The organism is Streptomyces sp. NPDC031479 (assembly GCF_055581065.1).
Map to the genome: position 1 here is coordinate 67,015 of NZ_JBVIKC010000002.1, position 20,331 is coordinate 87,345.

At 74.6% G+C, this 20,331-nt stretch carries 15 protein-coding genes; 7 read left to right on the plus strand and 8 right to left on the minus strand.

Features of this window, described 5'->3' with window-relative positions; genetic code table 11:
• Positions 1–341: 341 nt before the first annotated feature.
• Positions 342–2,906 carry an NACHT domain-containing protein gene (locus ACZ5D2_RS02895; protein WP_371681324.1) on the plus strand — a complete coding sequence of 855 codons (2,565 nt, stop codon included), beginning with the start codon at positions 342–344 and terminating at the stop codon, positions 2,904–2,906.
• Between the two features lie 12 nt (positions 2,907–2,918).
• Here the strand turns inward: ACZ5D2_RS02895 and ACZ5D2_RS02900 are convergent, their stop codons facing one another.
• The 3 genes from ACZ5D2_RS02900 to ACZ5D2_RS02910 all read right to left on the minus strand — a co-directional run bounded on the left by ACZ5D2_RS02900 (position 2,919) and on the right by ACZ5D2_RS02910 (position 5,455).
• Positions 2,919–3,536, minus strand: a complete 618-nt coding sequence (locus ACZ5D2_RS02900) for a GNAT family N-acetyltransferase (protein WP_371679236.1) — start codon at positions 3,534–3,536, stop codon at positions 2,919–2,921.
• A gap of 71 nt (positions 3,537–3,607) precedes the next feature.
• The gene (locus ACZ5D2_RS02905) at positions 3,608–4,510 is read right to left on the minus strand and encodes an alpha/beta fold hydrolase (protein ID WP_371679237.1); all 903 of its coding nucleotides are present in this window, start codon (positions 4,508–4,510) and stop codon (positions 3,608–3,610) included.
• Positions 4,511–4,834: 324 nt separating this feature from the next.
• On the minus strand, positions 4,835–5,455 hold the full coding sequence (locus ACZ5D2_RS02910) for a TetR/AcrR family transcriptional regulator (protein WP_371679238.1): 621 nt from the start codon (positions 5,453–5,455) through the stop codon (positions 4,835–4,837).
• A 151-nt stretch (positions 5,456–5,606) separates the two neighbouring features.
• On the opposite strand from ACZ5D2_RS02910, the gene ACZ5D2_RS02915 reads away from it, so the two are divergent.
• Both ACZ5D2_RS02915 and ACZ5D2_RS02920 read left to right on the plus strand, forming a co-directional pair.
• Positions 5,607–7,010, plus strand: coding sequence for a purine-cytosine permease family protein (locus ACZ5D2_RS02915; RefSeq protein WP_371679240.1), 1,404 nt, complete (start codon positions 5,607–5,609; stop codon positions 7,008–7,010).
• Between the two features lie 38 nt (positions 7,011–7,048).
• On the plus strand, positions 7,049–8,704 hold the full coding sequence (locus tag ACZ5D2_RS02920) for an amidohydrolase (protein ID WP_371679241.1): 1,656 nt from the start codon (positions 7,049–7,051) through the stop codon (positions 8,702–8,704).
• Positions 8,705–8,893: 189 nt separating this feature from the next.
• On the opposite strand, the gene ACZ5D2_RS02925 is transcribed toward ACZ5D2_RS02920, so the two are convergent.
• Positions 8,894–10,012: a DUF3533 domain-containing protein gene (locus tag ACZ5D2_RS02925; RefSeq protein WP_371679242.1), complete on the minus strand. Its 1,119-nt coding sequence runs from the start codon at positions 10,010–10,012 to the stop codon at positions 8,894–8,896.
• Between the two features lie 144 nt (positions 10,013–10,156).
• Between ACZ5D2_RS02925 and ACZ5D2_RS02930 the strand changes: the two genes are divergently transcribed.
• Complete coding sequence (locus tag ACZ5D2_RS02930) at positions 10,157–13,699, plus strand: DNA polymerase III subunit alpha (protein WP_371679243.1); 3,543 nt, start codon at positions 10,157–10,159, stop codon at positions 13,697–13,699.
• Entirely contained in the window at positions 13,696–14,721 is a 1,026-nt protein-coding gene (locus ACZ5D2_RS02935) for a DNA polymerase Y family protein (protein ID WP_371679244.1), read from the plus strand. Before ACZ5D2_RS02930 ends, ACZ5D2_RS02935 begins: the two co-directional genes overlap by 4 nt.
• A 55-nt stretch (positions 14,722–14,776) precedes the next feature.
• Here the strand turns inward: ACZ5D2_RS02935 and ACZ5D2_RS02940 are convergent, their stop codons facing one another.
• Positions 14,777–15,895, minus strand: a complete 1,119-nt coding sequence (locus ACZ5D2_RS02940) for an acyl-CoA dehydrogenase (protein WP_371679245.1) — start codon at positions 15,893–15,895, stop codon at positions 14,777–14,779.
• Between the two features lie 204 nt (positions 15,896–16,099).
• On the opposite strand from ACZ5D2_RS02940, the gene ACZ5D2_RS02945 reads away from it, so the two are divergent.
• Entirely contained in the window at positions 16,100–16,960 is an 861-nt protein-coding gene (locus ACZ5D2_RS02945; RefSeq protein ID WP_371679246.1) for an esterase/lipase family protein, read from the plus strand.
• Between the two features lie 24 nt (positions 16,961–16,984).
• Here ACZ5D2_RS02945 and ACZ5D2_RS02950 read toward each other — a convergent pair whose 3' ends face one another.
• The 3 genes from ACZ5D2_RS02950 to ACZ5D2_RS02960 all read right to left on the minus strand — a co-directional run bounded on the left by ACZ5D2_RS02950 (position 16,985) and on the right by ACZ5D2_RS02960 (position 19,733).
• Entirely contained in the window at positions 16,985–18,076 is a 1,092-nt protein-coding gene (locus ACZ5D2_RS02950) for a lytic polysaccharide monooxygenase auxiliary activity family 9 protein (protein ID WP_468926783.1), read from the minus strand.
• A 233-nt stretch (positions 18,077–18,309) separates the two neighbouring features.
• Entirely contained in the window at positions 18,310–18,792 is a 483-nt protein-coding gene (locus ACZ5D2_RS02955; protein WP_371679248.1) for a ribonuclease FAU-1 family protein, read from the minus strand.
• On the minus strand, positions 18,789–19,733 hold the full coding sequence (locus ACZ5D2_RS02960; RefSeq protein ID WP_468926788.1) for a GNAT family N-acetyltransferase: 945 nt from the start codon (positions 19,731–19,733) through the stop codon (positions 18,789–18,791). The genes ACZ5D2_RS02955 and ACZ5D2_RS02960 overlap by 4 nt, the downstream gene beginning before the upstream one ends.
• Positions 19,734–19,805: 72 nt before the next feature.
• On the opposite strand from ACZ5D2_RS02960, the gene ACZ5D2_RS02965 reads away from it, so the two are divergent.
• Positions 19,806–20,192, plus strand: a complete 387-nt coding sequence (locus ACZ5D2_RS02965) for a GntR family transcriptional regulator (RefSeq protein ID WP_371679250.1) — start codon at positions 19,806–19,808, stop codon at positions 20,190–20,192.
• Positions 20,193–20,331: the final 139 nt, after the last annotated feature.

Here is a 20,331-nt window from a genome sequence, read left to right on the forward strand (position 1 = left end):
GGGGCGCGCCGGGGTCCGACGGATCCGTCAAGAAATCCTCCGGACCTGACGGTTGGCCGTACAAGCGACGTTCCGATGGCCAATATGAGTGCTCCGGGGCGGACTTGGCGCCCCGGAACAGGCCGCGCAGGCTCCGGCCGACGCGTCCCACCGACCACCGTTCTATGCCCGCCGCACCCCCGCTGACCAGGGACGTCCGGCACCTGTGAACGAGTGAACGCCAATGAACGGCTCGTGAACGAGGAGAGCTGATGGCAGCATCTGCCGGCTTTCGGCCACGGGGGCCCCAGCGCCCCGATCCGGCGGCGGCCCCACCGGAGATACGGCCCTGGGTGACGCTCATGCGCCGGGTCCACGACGAGCTCTACGAAGGGCTGGACCCGGCCGAACGCCCCACCGTCACCGCACTGGCCGAGGCCGCCCACTGCAGCCGGTCCTATGTCTCGGAGTCCTTCTCGGGCAAGAGGCCCCCCTCGCTGTCCCTGTTCCTGTCCATGGTGACGGCGCTGAGCGGGGACCCCGCCGAGTGGGAGCCGCGGTGGCACCGGGCCGTCGCCGAGCGGGAGTCGGCCGTGGAGGCGGGCGCCGGATCGGCCGTCGAGGAGGACGAGCCCCTTCCGCCGCTGCCCGGGGTCGGGGACGCCGACGCGGACGGGACCGCGGGGCCCGCCGAGGCCGCCCCGCCGTCCGCTCCCGGTCCCGCCCCGGACGTCCGCCGCTACCCCGTCCGCAGGCTGCTGCGGAACGCCGTCGCCTGGGTGGTCATGGCGTTCACCTGGCCGGCGCGGACCCGCCGGGACAGACAGGCGGGACGCCTGCGCCGCAAGCTGGTCAAGCAGGTCAGGGACAGGACCGCCGACGAACTCGCGCGGGCCGAGGCCCACCACTACCTCCAGCCGCGGTTCGCGGTCCTGACCGCGCGCCGGGAGGAGTACGCCGGGCGCGGCCGCCGCGACAGGAGGGCCCGCAGGAGCGAACCCGTACCGGTGCCGACCCGCGTGACGAGCATCCGCGCGCTCTACGAGGAAACCGACGACCTGGTCGTGCTGGGCAAGCCGGGCATGGGCAAGACCACCCAACTCGCCCGGCTCGCACACCGCCTGGCCGTCGAGGAGCTGGAGGGCGGCGCGGACGGAGAGCCCCTGCGGGTCCCGGTCTACCTGCGCCTGGACACCTACCGGGGCGAACCCCTGGAGGAGTGGCTGGCCGAGGCGATCGTCCGTCAGTACGGCGACGTGTCCCGCCTGCTGGTGCGGACCTGGCTGAGCGAACACCGGCTGCTCCCGGTGCTGGACGGCCTGGACGAGGTGCCGGAGGGGGACCGGTCCAAGTGCGTCGCGGAACTGCGGCGCCTGCGCCGCGTCTGCCCGGGGATGGCCGTCGGCTGCCGGACGGACGAGGCCGACCTGCGCCGTCTCGCCTTCGCCCTCCGCTCCCGGCACTACGTCGAGATCCAGCCCCCGGGCCGGCAGGACGTCCAGGACTTCCTCGCCGCCGACCGGGAGGCCCTCGCGGACGTGCACGCCGCGCTGGAGGAGGACGCGGACCTCTGGCCGCTGCTCCAGTCGCCGATGATGCTCGGCTTCATCCGCGTCACGTACCGCAACAGGCCCGCCACCGACCTGCGCCGGCCCGGCAGCCTCGCCGAACGGCGCGGCCGGATCTTCGACGCCTACGTGGGGGAGTGCCTGCGGCGCGAGCGCCCGCGGCCGGACGGGGCCCCCGAGCGGACCCTGACCTGGCTGACCTGGCTGGCCCGGACCCTGACCGAGCGCGGTGAGCACGTGCTCTACCTGGACCGCCTCGACCTCGGCTGGCTGTCGCGCACGGAGCAGATGCTCCCGCGGATCGTCCCGAACCTGGTCATGTCGGTCTGCGCGCTCGGGCTGCCCGTCCTGTGGGTGGCGGCGGCGGTGCGCGCCGGGGTGGTGCACACCAGTGTCTCCGGCGCGGCGGCCCTCGCCGCCACCATGGCGGTCACCTGCGCCGTGACGGCGTACAAGTCGGAGAAGCGGTTCGCGGAGGCCGGCGAGGACGGCGGCGACCGGAAGCGGGGGGCCATCGCGGGCCCCGTCGCGGCCACCGGGCCCCTGATGGTCGTCATGGTGTACTGGCTGGTCTACGTGGCGCACGTCGACCTGATGGCACCGGGAGCCGTGGTGGTGGCCCTCGCCTACATGTGGGTCGCCGCGACCCAGATGGAGGCCTCCTTCACCGATGTCTTCGATCCGGTGGAGCAGATGCGGTGGACCTGGCGGCGGGGTGATCGGATGATCTATTCGAAGACCAAGTTCCACATCGTGCGCGGTGCGTTGTCGCTGTTCATGTGGCTCGCCATCGAGTTCCTCCTCGGTTACGTCGTCCACCTGCTCTGCCCGGAGCCCTCGTGGATCGGCCCGGCCGCGGCCGCGCTGCTGGGCCTCGTCTACATCGTCGGCAACCAGTTCGAGCCCTCGCTCCAGGACCGCCGGCCGCGCCCCAACGAGGGGGTGCGCCGCACGGTGCGCTTCTCCCTGGTCCACGGGTTCGCCGGGCTGGCCGTGGGGGCACTCGGCCTGATCGCGCTGATCGGCCTGGCGGTGCCCGGTCACGACCTGCGGCGGGCCGGCTTCGTGGCCGCCCTGCTGGGTCTCCTGTTCGCCGTGGTGCGGGGCTTCCGGTTCGGGGGCCTGGCGGTCCTGCGGCACTGGACGATCCGGGCGGTCCTGGCGTACCGGGGGCACACCCCTTACCGGTACCGGCGGTTCCTGCACACCGCGGAGGAGCGGGTGCTGCTCTTCCGTACGGACAGCGGGTTCTTCTTCCCGCACCGCCTGCTGCAACTGCACCTGGACACGCCGGTGGAGCGGCTGCTGCCCCGCGTCACGCCCGGCCCGGCGGTTCCCGCCGCACGGAGCCGGACGTAACGGGTCACGCGACTAGGCGTCGGCCGGCCGGCGCGGCTCGCGCCACATTCCCCACAGCACGGGCCCGCCGCCCGGCAGCGGCACCTCCGCGCGCACCCGGAAGCCGAAGTGCTCGTAGAGGGGGAGGTTGGACGGCTTGGAGGACTCCAGGTAGGCGGGCAGGCCCGCCGCGTCGGCCTTGGCCAGCCCCGAGCGCAGCAGGGCCGCGCCGTGGCCCTGGCCCTGGGCGGCCGGGTCGGCGCCGATGAGCGCGAGGTACCAGTGCGGTTCCCGCGGGGTGTGCGCGGAGGCCGCTCCGACGGCTTCCCCGAACAGGCCGGCCCGGTCGCCGAGGATGGTGCGCAGCTCGTCGATGGTCCCGGCGTCGGGGACGGCCTTGTCCCCCGCCTCCGGGGCCACCCAGAAGGAGGCGGCCGACCCGGTGCGCTCGCACACGCCGTGGTGGACGTACTGCCGGGTGAAGAGCGTGGTGAAGTAACGGCCCAGCGACTCCTCGCGGGAGGCGTCGTCGGGGAAGAACCAGCGCATCATCGGGTCGTCGTCGAAGGCGCGGGTCAGGATGCGGCTGACGAGGGGGGCGTCTTCGATCGCTGCCGTTTCGGGCGTGTTCGTTATCGACATACGGGTCATTCTGCACCCGATGATCTTGAACGCCGGGCCGGGGTCCCCCTCCCCGCGCACCGGCCGGGGACCGGGACCGCCTAGGCGGGCTGTTCCTCGCCCAGGGCCGGGGCCGGGAGTTCGCGCAGCAGCCAGTTGAGGACGTCGGGCAGGGCGCGGAAGGCCGCGAAGTGGGCGGCGTCCGGGTCGATGGTGGTGGTGGCGCCGGGGATGCGGCGGCCCAGCCAGCGGGAGTGGCCGACCGGGGAGAACACGTCCAGCTCCCCGTGCCAGATCAGGACCGGGGAGCGGATGTCGGCGGGGTCGAAACCCCAGGGGCGGCTGAAGGCCAGGATGTCGTCGATCCAGCCCCAGGCCGAAGTCCGGACCCCCTCGCGGTAGTTGCGCAGCAGCATCGACCGCAGGCCCGCATCGGAGACGATCATGCGGTCGTTGAGGGTCAGCTCCCGGCGCAGCTCCTCCAGGAGCCGCCCCGGGTCCCGGCGGATCCCGGCGGCGCGGGGGATCAGCCGGGCGGCGAGCTCCTCGGGGTCGTCGGTGGCGGTGGTGTACTCCCGCACGTTCGAGGCGGCCATCCCGGCGAACCAGTCCAGGTCCTCGGCGTCCCGGGGGGCGAGGGGGACCAGGGCGGCGGTCCGGGTCACCCGGTCGGGCAGCAGGGCGGCGCAGGCCAGGGCGCCGGGGCCGCCGCCGGACCGGCCGGCCACGGCGAAGGCGTCCAGGCCGAAGGAGTCGGCGACGGCGGCCACGTCGTGGGCCACGTCGGCGACGGTGCGGCCGGGGTGGCGGTCGGAGGCTCCGTAGCCGGGCCGGTCGTACGCGATGAGCTGCACCCGCCGCTGGTAGAGCACCATGCCCCGGGGCGCCGGGCCCAGGCGGCTGCCGGGCATGCCGTGCAGCAGGAGGACGGGCTTGCCGTCCGGATCGCCCCAGCGTTCGGCCACCAGAGTGCGTCCGTCCGCGGTGCGCACTTCTTTGCGCACGCGTTCCCTCCCTCACGTTCGACGCGAGCAGTCAGGGTGATTGTGCTCTTCGGCCGGGGAGTGCGGTAGGCCGCATCCCCGGGAAATTCTCGTGAACGATTTCGCGAGCGCGCGAAGGCCTTTGGTCCTCTGGCATATGCGCAGGTCAAGCCGGTGATCGAAAGGATGTGAACGGCGCTGAACGGCCCTCGCCCTGTCCTTGGAGGGCTTTTTCGGTGCGGTTGCTTCCGGTTTTGGGTGCCGAATTGACGCACCGGGAAAACAGTTCGAAAAAGAAGGGTTCCCGCAGGGCCCGCCGTGGAGGAACGGCCCTGATGGCGGGGCCTACGCCTCCGGGACCCGCGGAAGGGCCGGGACCAGCAGGGACGCCGCCGAGCGGGCCCGCTCCAGGGCCCGGGCGCGGTCCGCGCCGCGCTGGCCGAGGACGACCCGGGTGCTCAGCCCGTCCAGCAGGGCCAGCAGCTCCGAGGCGCGGGCGGGCACGTCCAGGGGCGCGAACCGGCCCTGGTCCACCCCCTTGGCGAGGAGCGCCTCCAGGTCCCGCTGCCAGCCCTCGTCGATCTCCTCCTGGGCGGCCTTCAGTGGTTCGTTGGAGGCGGTACGGGCCCACAGCTCGATCCAGAGCGTCCAGCGCGGGTCGCGCGGCCCCTCGGGGAGGTAGAGCTCCAGGAAGAGGTCCAGCTTGCGGGAGGCTGTCACCCGCCGGCCCAGCAGTGCCCGGCGCTCCCCGGCGAGCTGCTCCTCGCTCCAGCGCAGGGCCTCCAGCAGGAGCCGGTCCTTGCTGCCGAAGTAGTACAGGATGTGGCCGCCGCTGGTGCCGAGCCGCTCCGCCAGCGCGGACATCGTGAGCGTCGCGAGGCCGTCCTCGGCGATCGCGGCCATGGCTTCTTCCAGCATCCGCTCCTGGGCGATCCGCCCGTCGCGCCGCCGCGCCGCTCCCGCCACCGGTCCCCCTTCCCGATCTTCCCTGGCCAGACCTTATCCCGGACAGGGTCTTGACGTGGCCGTACCCCGCACCGCATCTTGAATGCCATTCAAGAACCTAGAACGTCATTCAAGGTTCATGGCCGGCGTCAGCCAGAGTCAGGGGTCCGTCATGGCACAGCAGGAGACACAGGGGAGAGCCGACGTCGACGAGGTGTTCCGCGTCGAGACGCACGGCATCGACCCCATTCCCGACGCCGAACGCCACGGCGGCGCCAAGGACCTCTTCTGGCTCTGGTTCGGCTCCAACCTCACCTTCACCTACGTGATCAACGGCGCCCTCGCCGTCGCCTTCGGGCTCTCCTTCTGGCAGGCCACCGCCGTGGTCGTGCTCAGCGCCCTGTCCTTCTTCGCGATCAGCGCCGCCGGACTCAGCGGCATCCGCACCGGCACCGCCACGCTCGTCATCTCCCGCGCCGCCTTCGGGACCCGCGGCAACTTTCCCGCCGGGGTCCTGAACTGGGTGGTGAGCATCGGCTACACCATCGTCAACACCGTCGTCGGCACCCTGGCGCTGGAACTGCTCCTCGCCCAGACCGGCCTCGCCGACGGGAAGACGGCCCGCGCCCTCGCGCTCGCCGTCACCCTCGTACTCACCTTCGCCGTCACCCTGTGGGGCCACGCCACCGTGCAGTTCGCCGAGCGCTGGGCGGCGTACGTGCTGGCCGCCGGCTTCGGCGCGCTGCTCGTCTTCGTCCTGCCCGGCGCCGACACCTCCGCCGCCCCGGCCGCCGCACCCGGACTCTCCGGCTGGAGCCTGGCCTTCGTGGTGATGCTCGCCGGGCCGTTCTCGTACCTGCCGATGCCCGCCGACTACACCCGCTACCTGCCCCGCACCACCTCGCTGAAGTCGATCACCTGGACCGGGGCCCTCGGCGGCATCGTCTCCTCCGTGGCCCTCGGCGTCGCCGGGGTGGCCGCCGCGACCCAGACCGACATGACGGACGCCGTCGCCGGAGCCGAGGGCCTGCTGCCCGGGTGGTTCCGGCCGCTGTTCCTGTTCCTGGTCCTCGGCGGCTCCGTCACCAACTCGATCATCACCCTCTACTCCTCCGGCCTGAACCTCCAGGTCCTCGGCATCCCGTGGAGCCGCGCCCGCGCCCTCGGCATCAGCGGCGCCGTCACCGCCGCCGGCTCGCTCGCCGCGCTCTTCCTCGCCGACTTCACCACCTCGCTGCTCTCCTTCCTCTCCCTGCTGATCATCGTGTTCGCCCCCTGGGGCGGGGTCTTCCTCGCCGACATGCTGATGCGCCGCTGCCACTACGACGCCGAAGCCCTGCACGCCGGGCGCCGGGGCGCCTACTGGTACCGCTCCGGCTACCACCCCGCCGGGATGACCGCCCTCCTCGCCGGTCTGGTCTTCGCCGCCCTGACCTGCGACTCCGAGCTGTGGACGGGACCGCTCGTGGCCCCGCTCGGCGGAGCCGACCTGACCCTGTTCGGCTCGGTGGTCTCCGGGCTCGTCTACTGGGCCCTCGCCCGCCGCCGCCTTCCGGCGTACGCCTCCGCGGCCTGATCTCTCCCCCCCGTACGTCCACGCACCCTGGAGCACCCATGTCCCGTCCCCTCCCCGCCGACCTGCTGCTGACCGGAGCCCGGATCCACACCGTGGACCCGGACCTGCCCGAGGCCGAGGCCCTCGCCGTCCGCGACGGGGTGATCGTCTGGGTCGGCCCCGATGCCGGGGCGGATGCCTGGGCCGGGCCGGACACCGAGCGGATCGACGCGGGCGGCCGGCTGGTCCTGCCCGGGTTCGTCGACGCCCACAACCACGTCCGGCTCGGATCCGACGCGGACTGCGTCCAGCTCGCGGGGGTGCGCACCCTGGAGGGCATCCGGGAGCGGATACGGGCCTGGCGGGCGGAGCACCCCGACGCCGAGTGGATCGAGGCCGAGGCCTTCGACTACTCCGCGATCCCGGGCGGCCGGATGCCCACCGCCGCGGACCTGGACCCGGTCACCGGGGACGTCCCGGCGATCGTGCTCTCGTACGACGTCCACACGGCCTGGCTGAACACCGCCGCCCTGCACCGGCTGGGCGTCACCCGGGACCGTACGGACCTGGCCTTCGGCACGGCCGCCGTGGACCCGGTGACCGGCGAACCCACCGGCTTCGTCAAGGACTTCGCCGTCAAGGGCCTGTCCCGGGACGGTCACCGGGCGCTGCGCGAACTGGGCGTGCCGTGGGCCTCGCCCGACCGGCAGTACGGACGCCTCGCCAGGAGCCTCGACGACGCCATCGGCTTCGGCATCACCACCGTCGTCGAACCGCAGAACTCCCTCGACGACCTCGAACTGTACGAACGGGCCCGCGCCGAGGGCCGGCTGCGCTCGCGGATCGTCGCCGCCCTGTTCCACCCGCGCGGCACCGGCGACGCCGACCTGGACGAGTTCGCCGAAGCCGCCCGGCGGTTCGCCGGGGACCGGCTGCGGGTGGGCCCGCTCAAGCTGTACATCGACGACGTGGTGGAACCCCGTACGGCCGCGCTGCTGGAACCGTACGCGGGCTGCGGCCACCACCGGGGCGAGACCTTCTACCCGGCCGAGGAGTTCGCGGAGCTGCTGGCGAAGCTGGACGCGCGGGGCTTCCAGTGCTTCGTCCACGCCACCGGCGACCGGGGCATCCGCACCGTCCTGGACGCCGTCGCGCACGCCCGCACCGTCAACGGCCCGCGCGACGCCCGCCACCAGGTGGTGCACGTGGAGTGCCTGGACCCCGAGGACGTGCCGCGCTTCGCCGAGCTGGGCGTGGTCGCCTGCATGCAGCCGCGGCACTGCGCGCCCGAGATCGCGGGCCCCGGCCAGGACTGGGCCGAGAACGTGGGGGAGGAGCGCTGGCACAAGGCCTGGCCGATGCGGAGCCTGCACGAGGCCGGGGCGGTGCTCGCCTTCTCCAGCGACTGGAACGTCGCCGAGATGGACCCGATGGTCGGCATCTACACGGCGGTCACCCGCCGCCCGCTGTCCGGCGGGGGCCCCGCGTGGCAGCCGGCGGAGACGGTGGACGTGGAGACGGCGGTGTACGGCTACACGATGGGCTCCGCCCACGCCAACTTCCTGGAGGCGGAACGCGGTTCCCTCACCGTCGGCAAGGCTGCGGACTTCGTGGTGCTGTCCCGCGACATCCTGCGCGTCCCGGCGGACCGGATCCCGGGCACGGTGGCCGAAACGGTGGTGGTCGCGGGCGAAATCGTCCACCGGGCGGGCTGAGCCACGGCGGCGGTTCTTCGGCTACGGGAGGCTCGGCGTCGGCGCGGACGGCGCGGGCGCGGAGTTCGAGGCCCCGCCGCGCGGAGCGGTCGCGGTGCCCGTGGGGGCCGGGCGGCCGGGCGGCCGGGCGGCCGTCCGGGAGGGCTTGCGCCTCCGGCCGCCGTCCGGGGCGCCACCGGGCGGGGGTGTTCACCGTGCGGGGCCGGTTCCGCCGGAGGGGCGGGGGACGGGCGGGTCGGGATCGGGCAGGCCGCTGCCCACGGCCGCCCCCGGTCTGCCCCGGCGCGTGACCGCGCAGGCCAGGGTGACCGCGGCGCCGGCCACGGCCCAGGCGGACAGCACGAGCATCGGCCCGCGGGCGCCGTTGCCGTGGAAGTAGGTGATGGAGCGGGCGGCGTACGTGCCGGCGCCCGGCGGCAGGGCCGGGCCGATCGCGCTCCAGAACGGCGGCAGCAGCGGGTACGGGTAGGCGCCCCCGGCGCTCGGGTTGCCGAGCACCACGACCAGCAGGATGGCCAGGCCGATGCCGATCACGCCCGCCAGCCCCTGGAAGGCCAGGGTGATGGCGCCGACCGCGAAGACCACCAGGGTGCCCAGGCCCCACAGCCCCATGAGCGAGCCGGGCAGCGCGTCCAGCACCGGGCCGGCGATGACCGCGCCGAGCAGCCCCGCGACGAGGGAGTACAGGAGGAGCGCGCCGAGCCGGATGACGGCGCGGTGGATGTTGGCGGGACGGGCCCCGGCGCTGATCGCGAGGATCGCCGCGCACAGGTAGCCGCCCACGCACCAGCCGATGACCAGGTAGAAGGAACTGAGCCCGCGGGCGTCGCCCCGGTAGGCGGGGGCCACGTCGACGACCCGGACGCTGCGCCCCTGGGCCTTCTCGACCGCGCCGACGACCTGCTCCAGGGCCTGGGAGAGCGAGGCCCCGGCGCCGCTCGCGACGATCAGCCGGTCGGTGGTGCCGGCCGGGTCGATGACCAGCGCGCCGTCGGCCTCCCGGTTCTCGACCTGGGTGACGGCGGCGACCTCGTTCTCGACCGCGCGGGGGTCGAGGGGTTTGCCGGGGAGTGCGGCGAGCCGCTGCGCCGACTCCTGGGCGACCCGCTCGACGGGGGCGGCCACCGCGATCGGGATCTCGTGGGGCTCGGGATGGTGGAAGGCCCCGATGTACGAGGTGACGAAGGCCAGCTGGAGGGCCAGTACGCCCAGGACCAGCAGGGCGGCCCGGACGGTCACGGCGTCCTTGACCTCGGCGAGGAAGCCGCCGGTCGGCTCGGCGGCGGGACTCTCGGTGGGCTGGGTCATGTCCCTCACGCTCGACGCGACGGGGGCCGGGCGCAGCAGGGGAGGACCGAATGGATGATCGAACAACTGTTTCGCACGGATATTCGAATTGCTCTATGGTGGAGCCGGGGGAGGTGTTGATTCGAGCGAAGCAGGAGGCCGCGGGTGCCTGGTTTTACGCATCTGCACACCGTTTCGGGGTTCTCCACGCGGTACGGGGCTTCGCACCCGGAGCGGCTGGCGGAGCGCGCCGTCGAGCGGGGCATGGACGCCCTCGCCCTGACCGACCGCGACACCCTCGCGGGCGCGGTGCGGTTCGCGAAGGCGGCCGCGAAGGCCGGGATCCGGCCCCTGTTCGGGGTGGACCTGGCCGTGTCCCCCGCTGAGCCGGCCGCCGGATCCCGGGCCGGGACCCCCGCGGGCGGGGCCGGTGAGGCCTCGTACCGCAGGCGGGTCCCCGTCAAGGGCGGGGCCTTCGTCGACGAGTCCGCCCCGCGAGCCCTCTTCCTGGCCCGCGACGGCGCCGCCGGATGGGCGCAGCTGTGCCGGATGGTCACCGCCGCCCACGCCGCGGACCCGGCCGGGCGGGGGGAGGCCGCGGAGTCCGCCGGGGCGGGCTCCGCACCGGGCGGCCCCGGGCCGCAGCCGGTGGTGCCCCGGGAGGCACTGTCCGGCGACGGGGTGTTCGTGCTGCTCGGGCCCGGTTCCGAGGTGGGCCGGGCGCTCGCCGCCGGGCGCCCCGACCGGGCGGCCCGGCTGCTCGCGCCCTGGCGGGAGGTCTACGGGGACGCCCTGCGCCTGGAGGCCGTCCACCACGGCCGCACCGGTACCGGCCCCGGCTCGCTGCGGCTGGCCGCCCGTACCGTCGGCTTCGCCGCCGAGCAGGGCGTCCCGGCCGTGCTCACCAACGCCGTCCGCTACGCCGACCCGGGCCAGGGCCCCGTCGCCGACGTCCTCGACGCCGCCCGCCGCCTGGTCCCCGTCGACCCCCGGGGCCCCCTCGACGGCGGCGAACGCTGGCTCAAGGACCCCGGCCGCATGGCGGAGGCCGCCGACCGGATCGCCGAGGCCGCCGGCCTGCGCCCCGCCGACGCCCGCCGCCTGCTCGCGCGGACCCGGGAGACCGCCGAGGCCTGCTCCGTCGACCCCGAGGACGACCTCGGCATCGGCTCCGTGCACTTCCCCGAGGCCCGCCTCGTCGGCGCCGCCCGCCGTACCGCCCAGCGGGTGCTCACCTCCCGGGCGTCGGCGGGCCTGGTGCTGCGCGGCCACGCCGACGACCCCGCGTACTGGGAGCGGATGCACGAGGAACTCGACGTCATCGCCCACCACGGCTACGCCTCGTACTTCCTGACGGTCGCCCAGGTCGTCGACGACGTACGGGAGATGGGCATCCGGGTGGCCGCCCGGGGCTCCGGCGCCGGCTCCCTCGTCAACCACCTCCTCGGCATCGCGCACGCCGACCCCCTCGCGCACGGACTGCTGATGGAGCGCTTCCTGTCCAAGCGCCGCCGCGTCCTGCCCGACATCGACATCGACGTGGAGTCCGCCCGCCGGCTGGAGGTGTACCGCCGGATCATCGCCCGCTTCGGCGCCGAACGCGTCGCCACCGTCGCCATGCCCGAGACCTACCGGGTCCGCCACGCCGTCCGCGACGTCGGCGCCGCCCTGTCCATGGACCCGGCCACCGTCGACCGCCTCGCCAAGGCCTTCCCGCACATCCGCGCCCGCGACGCCCGTGCCGCCCTGGAGGAACTGCCCGAACTGCGCGACGTACGGGACGGGACGAGCGGCGGGCCGTACGAGCGGCTGTGGGACCTCGTCGAGGCCCTGGACGCGCTGCCGCGCGGCACCGCCATGCACCCGTGCGGGGTCCTGCTCTCCGACGCCACCCTGCTCGCCCGCACCCCGGTGGTCCCCACCAGCGGCGAGGGCTTCCCCATGTCCCAGTTCGACAAGGAGGACGTGGAGGACCTCGGGCTGCTCAAACTCGACGTCCTGGGCGTGCGGATGCAGTCCGCGATGGCCCACGCCGTCGCGGAGCTGCGGCGGGCCACGGGACGCGAACTCGACCTGGACGACCCGGCGCAGGTGCCGCCGGGAGACGGGCCGACGTACGAACTGATCCGCTCCGCCGAGACGCTGGGCTGCTTCCAGATCGAGTCCCCGGGCCAGCGCGACCTGGTGGGCCGGCTCCAGCCGACGGCCTTCCACGACCTGGTCGTCGACATCTCCCTCTTCCGTCCGGGCCCGGTGGCCGCCGACATGGTGCGCCCCTTCATCGAGGCCCGGCACGGGCGGGCCCCGGTCCGCTTCCCGCACCCCGACCTCGCCGACGCACTGCGCGAGACCTACGGGGTCGTCGTCTTCCACGAGCAGATCATCGAGATCGTGCACGTCATGACCGGCTGCGGACGGGACGAGGCCGACCGGGTCCGGCGCGGGCTCTCCGACCCGGACTCCCAGGGCCGGATCAAGGCCTGGTTCGCGGCGACCGCGGCCGCGCGGGGCTACGCGGCGGAGGTGATCGCCCGTACCTGGGAGATCGTCGAGGCCTTCGGCAGCTACGGCTTCTGCAAGGCGCACGCCGTGGCCTTCGCCGTGCCGACGTACCAGTCGGCCTGGCTCAAGGCCCACCACCCGGCGGCCTTCTACGCCGGACTCCTCACCCACGACCCCGGGATGTACCCCAAGCGGCTGCTGCTGGCCGACGCGCGGCGCCGGGGCGTTCCGGTGCTGCCGCTGGACGTGAACCACTCGGCGACCACCCACCGCATCGAACTGGTGTCCGGTGAACCGGAGCGGTGGGGCCTGCGGCTCGCCCTCTCCGACGTCCACGGCATCAGCGAGGCCGAAGCCCTGCGCATCGAGGCCGGCCGGCCCTACGCCTCGCTGCGCGACTTCTGGGACCGGGCGCACCCCGGCCGCCCCGTCGCCGAACGCCTCGCCCAGGTCGGCGCGCTGGACGCCTTCGGCGCCAACCGCCGCGACCTGCTGCTGCACCTGGCGGAACTCCACGGCACCCAGCGCGCCGCCGGGGCCAGGGGCTCCACCCAACTGCCGCTGGGCGGAGGCCGCTCCACCGCCCCCGTCGGACTGCCCGACCTCACCGAAGCCGAACGGCTCAGCGCCGAACTCGGCGTCCTCGGCATGGACGCCTCCCGCCACCTCATGGGGGACCACCACGCCTTCCTCGCCGAACTGGGCGTCGTCCCGGCCCGCCGCCTGCGGGACACCGCGCACGGCCGGACCGTCCTGGTCGCCGGCGCCAAGGCCGCCACCCAGACCCCGCCGATCCGCTCCGGGAAACGGGTCGTCTTCACCACCCTCGACGACGGCACCGGCCTCGTCGACCTCGCCTTCTTCGACGACAGCCAGGAAGCCTGCGCCCACACCGTCTTCCACTCCTTCCTGCTCCTGGTCCGGGGCGTCGTGCAGCGGCGCGGACCGCAGAGCCTGAGCGTCGTCGGAGCGGCCGCCTGGGACCTCGCCGAACTGGCGGAACTGCGCGCCCGCGAAGGCCTCGGAGCCGTCACGGCCCGCCTGGCCGCCCCCCTGCCCACGCCGACGGCCACCCCCGGCAACGGCCGCCGCATCCACCTCCCGACCGGCTACGAGATGAACCCGTGGGCCGACCTCCAGCCGCCCGGGGACCGCGCCGCCACCGGCCGCAAGCTGTGGCACTCCAGCCCCGGGAGCGCGGGATGAACCGCCCCCGCTCCGGAGCGGGCGTCCTGCACGTGCGCTGCGCCCCCACCCTGACCCCCGAGGGCTACCGCGAGGTCCTCGACCTGCTGCGCGAGTTCTCCCCGGTCGTCCAGGCCCTGCCGCCCCGGGCGGCCCTCGTCCAGGTGCGGGGCGCCCAGCGGTACTTCGGCGCCGACCCCGCCCGCATCGCCGAGGTCGTCCGGCTGCGCGCGGTGGCCCGGCTCGGCACGGACGTCCGGATCGGCGTCGCGGGCACCTGGGCCGTGGCGGCCATGGCCTCCGCGCGGATCCCGGAACCCGGCGGCGGCACCCTGACCGTCCCCGACGACCCGGCGGCGGTGGCCGGCTTCCTCGCCCCGCTCCCCGTGGACGCGCTGTACGGGCTCGGCCCCCGCCAGGCCGAAGCCCTGCGCGGCTACGGGCTGCACACCGTCGGGGCGCTCACCCGGGTCCCGCCCGGAGTCCTCGAACGGATCCTCGGCAAACGGTCCGGACGGCTCGTCGCCGACCGTGCCCGCGGCATCGACCCGCGCCCGGTCACCCCGCGCGACCTGCCCCCCTCGGCCGCCGTCCGCACCGGCTTCACCCGCCAGGAACTGGACGGCCCGCACGCCCGCGCCGCCCTCCTCGCCCTCGTCGTACGGCTCGGCGCCGCCCTGCGCGGACGCCGCCAGGCCGCCCGCTCCCTGTCCCTGACCCTCCAGTTCGCGGGCGGCACCCGCTGGGAGAAGTCCCGGCGGCTGCCCGAACCCTCCGCCCACGACGAGGACCTGCGCACCCTCGCGTACCGGCTGATGGACGCGGCCGGTCTGCAACGGGCCCGGCTCACCGGCATGGTGCTCCGCGCCGAGGACCTCACCGCAGCCGCGGGCACCGCCCGCCAGCTCTCCCTGGACCCCGCCCGCGAATCCCGCCTCACGGCCGAAGCCGCCATCGACCGCGCCAACGCCCGCTTCGGCCCGGGGACGGTCCGCCCCGCCGCGACCTTCCTTCTGGGGGCGGCTTCGCCTCCGGGGCGCTGAATCCCGGCTCACGAGGTCGCCCCGAAGTTCCGCACGGGCAGCGGGCGCGGCCCGGTCAGTCGTCCAGGTCGGGGAGGAGGCGGTGGGCCGTCTCCTCGCGCAGCGGGGTGGTCTGGGCCTGGATCAGGTGGAACTGGGCCTCGCGGGAGAGCCGTCCCGCGGTGTGCCCGAACTGGACCGCCCGGCCGCCGGCCACGGCCACGCACGCCGCGGCCGCCCGTACGGCCAGGTCCAGGGCGGCGGCCCGCAGGGCGAGCCGCCCGGCGGTCCCTTCCCCCGGCGCGAGCCCGTCCCGCAGGGCGTAGGCCTCCGCGCGCAGCCGGGCCGTCCTCCGCGCGAGCCGCAGGCCGAGTTCCTCGAACGGGGGAGACCCGAGCAGGAAGTCGGCGGTCGCGCGCAGCTGGCCGAAGACGGCCGGCTGGGCGTCGGCGTTCTCCAGGTCGTAGGCCCGGATCCAGTTGGCCCGCGGCATCCGCCCCACCACCCGCGCGTCGGGCACGCGCACCCCGCGCAGCTCGACCGAGGCCGTGTGCGTACCGCCCATCGCCCACAGCGGGGCCGCCCCGCCGACGGCGCTCAGCCCGCCGTCCGGGCCGGCGCAGTCCACCAGCGCGAACAGCGCCTCGTCGGACGGGGTGACCGCGCCCACGTAGACCAGGTCGGCCAGGCCCCAGCCCGTCATCCACGGCACCCGCCCCCCGAGCCGCCATCCGCCCGGCACCCGCTCCGCCGTGACCGGAGGGCGCGGATGGCGCAGGAAGGCGTAGCCGGCCGTGGCCCGCCGCTCACCGGCCAGCAGCGCGGGCAGCCACCGCGCGCGCACGGCGTCCCCGTCCGGGCCGTCCGCCACCAGCAGCGCCCTCACCGCCGGCACGTGCTGCGTCCACACGAACCACGTCGACGGATCGACGGCCGCCAGCACCTCGTGGACCTCCCGGACCACCTGACGGGCCGTGAGTCCGCCCGCCGGGTCCGGTTCGTATCCGAGCAGCCCGTACGCACCGCACGCGGCGAGCGCGTCCAGGTGCGTGCGCGGCACCCCGGCCCCGGCGGTGTGCTCCGCCCGCGGCCGCAGGACCCGTACGGCGGTCTCCGTGACGGCCGCGACCAGCGGATCGGCCGCCAGCGCCGACGGGGCGGCCAGGGCGGTACCCGCGCCGGGAGCGCTCTGCACGGCCGCGATCACCTCAAGTCCGGGTCCGGAGGCGTCCATTGTTCCGGAGCGGCGCTGGATACGGCCTCGACACACCAGTTTTTACCGACGCGTAACTTCCCTGTCTTGCTACTCGCCCGTAATTTGGCTGACAGCAGCCCCTTGTGATCCGGATCACGGGACGAACCCCCACGCATTCCCCTTGACCCGCAAGGAGATCACCCCATGCTGCCCTGGAGACGCCTGCTCCGCCCGCTAGCCGTCCTCACCCTCGCCGCCGCGGCCCTCGTCGCCCCCAGCGGTGCCGCCCAGGCCGCGTCCGGCCCCAGCAGCGGCTGGAACGACTGGTCCTGCAAACCCTCCGCCGCGCACCCGCGCCCCGTCGTCCTCGTCCACGGCACCTTCGGGAACTCCGTGGACAACTGGCTCGGCTTCGCGCCGTACCTGGTCCACCGCGGGTACTGCGTCTACTCCCTCGACTACGGACAGCTTCCCGGCGTGCCCTTCTTCAACGGGCTCGGCCCCATCGACCAGTCCGCCGCCCAGCTCGACACCTTCGTCGACCGGGTGCTGTCCGCCACCGGCGCCCCCAAGGCCGACCTCGTCGGCCACTCCCAGGGCGGCATGATGCCCCGCTACTACCTGAAGTTCCTGGGCGGCGGCGCCAAGGTCAACGCGCTCGTCGGGCTCGCCCCCGACAACCACGGCACCACCCTGTCCGGACTCACCAAGCTCCTCCCGTACTTCCCCGGCGCCGAGGACCTGATCAGCGCCGCCACCCCCGGGCTGGCCGACCAGATCGCCGGGTCCGCCTTCCAGAACAAGCTGAACGCCGGCGGCGACACCGTCCCCGGCGTGAAGTACACGGTGATCTCCACCCGCTACGACGAGGTGGTCACCCCCTACCGGACCCAGTTCCTCGACGGGCCGAACGTACGCAACGTCCTGCTCCAGGACCTGTGCCCGCTGGACATCTCCGAGCACGTGACCATTGGCCTCACCGACCGCATCGCCTGGCACGAGGCGGTCAACTCCCTCGACCCCGCACACGCCGAACGGACCACCTGTGCGTCGGTCTTCGACTGACGCACAGGCGGTCCGGGCCGCCCGTCAGCGGCCGTGACGGCCCGCCGCCGACCGGCGGCGGGCCACCGCGAACATCACGGCCGCACCGACGGCCAGCGCGCCGGCCCCGGCGACCGCGATCGCCGGGGTGGCGCCGCTGCCGCCCGTCTGCGCGAGGCCGCCGGTCTCGGAGCCGGCCGGGGACGGCGAGGAGAACGGAACGGAGACCGGCGCGGCGCCCGCCGCGCCGTTCGTCTTCGGGTCGTTGTCGCCGTGGCCGTTGTGCTCCACGGAGGACTTGCCGGCGCCGTCGGCGATCTGCCGGTCCGTCGGCGCCTCGGCCGGCGGCACGTCCGTGTCGGGCACGGGCGCGGCGGGCGTCGAGGAGGGCTTGGTGCCGGATCCGGCGGAGGGCCGGGTGGCCGGCGCGCCGCCCGCGGTGCTCCCCGTACCGCCGCCCGCCGTACCGCTGCCCGTACCGGCGCCCGCTCCGTTGTCCTTGCCGAAGACCACGTCCGAGCAGGTGTAGAAGGCCTCGGGGCTGTCCGAGCGCTGCCAGATGCTGTAGATCAGGTGACGGCCCGTCTTCTTCGGGACCGTCCCGCTGAAGACGTAGTCGCCGTTCTGCATGCCCGGGTCCGTGGCCTTCGCGAACGGGGCGGGCTCCAGGTCGGACCACTTCAGCGGCTTCGTCGGGTCGTAGCCGTCCTTCGTCACGTACAGCTCGAAGGAGCCCTTGTGCGGGGCGGTGCCCTTGTAGCGGAAGGTGTGCGCCCCGGCCGTCATCGGGCTGGCGGGCCAGTCCGCGCGGGGCAGGTCCAGCCCCTTGTACTTGGCGTTGCCCGCGGAGCACAGCTGCCCGTCGGGGATCAGCTTCTTGCTCTGGCCGGCCGCGTTGGCGATGTTCACCGCGTTCCAGTCGTAGAACGCCTGCGTCCCGCTCGCCGCCACGGCGGCCTTGCACGCGGCCGACTTGGGGGACTCGGGCCCCTCCGCGTAGCAGGCCGCCACCCGGCTCACCGGGTCCGTCATCGAACCGTGGGCGGCGGCGGGCCCGGCGGCGTACGCGGCCACCGCGAGCGGGGCGAGACCGGCGGCGGCGATACGGAGGGCGGTACGGCGGCGGGACGCGGGCATGGGTCGATCTCCTTAGGGCACAAGGCAGGGGCGCGCCAGCGGAACCGGGCGGCGCGGCGCCGTCCCGAACCGGGCTCCCGCCGCCACCGACCCTCCCTGGCCCCGCCAAGCTAGCCCGCGCCAACCGCCGTCGGCCCCGGATCCGGGCCCCCGCGGTGATCCTTAGGATCCGCTTAAGGAGGGCCTAAGCGGGCCCACAGAAAAGGGCCCCGGATCCCTCCCCCTCGGTGCCGTCAGACGAGCAGGGCGGGCAGCCCCGGGGCCGAGCGGGCCTGGTCGTCGAGGGCGTCGAGGGCACGGACGGCCTGCGCCGCGGCCTCCGGGTCGCTCGCGGCGAGGCCGCTCGCCGCGAACTCGTCCTCGTCCAGCCGCAGGACGGACCCGCCGTCCGCCGACACCCACAGGTCCAGGTCCAGGTCGTCGACGACGATCTCGCCCTCGCGGACCACCGCCGGGCGGGTCACGTCGCAGTACCAGCCCTTGAGGACGCCCGCGCCGCTCCACACCTCCTTGACCGCGTACCAGCGCGTCCGCCAGAAGTGCTCCACGAACACGTCGCCCGGCTCGAAGCGCACGAAGCCGAAGTCCTTCACCCCGTCCGCCGCCCAGGGGGCGCGCACGGAGATCCGGTCGCCGTCGTCGGACACCTGCGCCGCCGGATAACTGATCTTGGTGCGGCCGGCCTTGGTGAGGGTGACGGTCCATCGCGTGGTCATCGTGTCGCTCCCAGCTTCCTCGTGCAGCGCGTCTCGGTCGCGCAGATCTCGTACCCGAACCACTCGTTGATCGCGAGCATCGGTCCGTTGCCGGCGTCGTTGCCGGTGAACGCCTCCGTGTACCCGGCCGCGCGGGCCCGGTGGAGGGAGTCCGTCTTGGCGAGCTTGGCCAGCCCGCGGCCCCGGTGGGCGCGCAACGTGCCGGTCATCGCCGAGGAGTAGCGGGTGGCGCCGTCGGTCCGGGCGGCCGAGAAGGCGGCCACCCGGCCGTCGACGAGGGCGACCGTGGTCAGCCCGTGGTCCAGGGTCGGGTCGTTCCAGACGTCGGCCAGCCACTCCTCGTAGTCGCTCAGCTCCACCGGTACGTCGCCCGGCTCGTCGGCCGTCACCTCGGCGTCGGCCTCGAACAGCGGGCGCGGATCGGCCGCGAAGGCCGAGCCGGGGCGCAGTTCCACCCCGGTGGGGAGGGCGACGGGCAGCGCCGGCAGGGCGCCGGCCGCCAGGTCCAGGCGCAGGAAGTGCGCGGAGCGGCCGGGGCGGTAGCCGTGCCGCTCGGCGAAGGCCAGGTGCGCCGGCTCGTTCAGCACCCAGCTGTACGAGGCCTGCGCGCCCACCGCCGCGAGGTGCTCCTCGGCGGCGCGCACCAGCGCGCTCCCGGCGCCCAGACCCCGGTGCGCGGGGTCGACGAAGGCGTTGACGAACGACTGTCCGGGCTCGGGGCTGTCGTACGCGAGCCCGACCTGGGCGGTGCCGATGGCACGGCCGTCGGAGGTTTCCGCGAGGAGCAGCCGGTAGCGCTTCGCGGCGGGCGCGCCGGCCAGCTCGTGGGTCACGCCGGCGGCGGTGGTCACCATGAACGGGAGGGCGGCGCGGCGCACGCGTACGACGGCCTCCGCGTCCGCGGGGTCGGCGGGGCGCAGATCGCGGATCACAAGGGTCATGCGGCCGACGTTACGGGCGCGGCCGCGGCCCGCGCCTGCGAATTATCCGGCGGATGGGGGAGAATCGGCCGCGTGACCTCGACCAACCTCAAGATCAGGATCGACGGCGCGGCCGGCGCGGCCGCCCCGTACGAACAACTGCGCGCGCAGATCGCCGACCGGGCCCGGTCGGGGAAGCTCCCGGCGGGGTACAAGCTGCCGACGGTGCGCGGCCTGGCGGAGGAACTGGGGCTGGCCGCCAACACGGTGGCCAAGGCGTACCGGGCGCTGGAGGCCGACGGGGTGATCGAGACGCGGGGCCGCAACGGGACGTTCGTCGCCGCCGCCGAGGGTTCCTCCCGGGAGGCGGCCGCGGCCGCGCAGGCGTACGCGGAGCGGGCGCACCGCCTCGGCCTGACGGAGGCGGAAGCCGTCGAAGCGGCCACGTCCGCCCTCCGCGCCCGCTACGCGACCCCCTAGCCACCCGCCGACCCGGCTCGCCCCCGCAGCAGTTCGCCGCTGGTTCGGTCCGGTGTCCGGAGGTCGTGCGCGGTCCGGGGCCGGTTCGCCTGGCGGGCCCCGGGCGGTCGTTGGTTCGGCCCGGTGCCCGGTGCCCGGT

Coding starts and splice junctions, on each gene's coding strand:
- ACZ5D2_RS02895 (WP_371681324.1), top strand. CDS start 342: ATGCGCCGGGTCCACGACGAGCTCTACGAAGGGCTGGACCCGGCCGAA.
- ACZ5D2_RS02900 (WP_371679236.1), bottom strand. CDS start 3,536: ATGACCCGTATGTCGATAACGAACACGCCCGAAACGGCAGCGATCGAA.
- ACZ5D2_RS02915 (WP_371679240.1), top strand. CDS start 5,607: ATGGCACAGCAGGAGACACAGGGGAGAGCCGACGTCGACGAGGTGTTC.
- ACZ5D2_RS02920 (WP_371679241.1), top strand. CDS start 7,049: ATGTCCCGTCCCCTCCCCGCCGACCTGCTGCTGACCGGAGCCCGGATC.
- ACZ5D2_RS02925 (WP_371679242.1), bottom strand. CDS start 10,012: ATGACCCAGCCCACCGAGAGTCCCGCCGCCGAGCCGACCGGCGGCTTC.
- ACZ5D2_RS02935 (WP_371679244.1), top strand. CDS start 13,696: ATGAACCGCCCCCGCTCCGGAGCGGGCGTCCTGCACGTGCGCTGCGCC.
- ACZ5D2_RS02945 (WP_371679246.1), top strand. CDS start 16,100: ATGCTGCCCTGGAGACGCCTGCTCCGCCCGCTAGCCGTCCTCACCCTC.
- ACZ5D2_RS02950 (WP_468926783.1), bottom strand. CDS start 18,076: ATGCCCGCGTCCCGCCGCCGTACCGCCCTCCGTATCGCCGCCGCCGGT.
- ACZ5D2_RS02955 (WP_371679248.1), bottom strand. CDS start 18,792: ATGACCACGCGATGGACCGTCACCCTCACCAAGGCCGGCCGCACCAAG.
- ACZ5D2_RS02960 (WP_468926788.1), bottom strand. CDS start 19,733: ATGACCCTTGTGATCCGCGATCTGCGCCCCGCCGACCCCGCGGACGCG.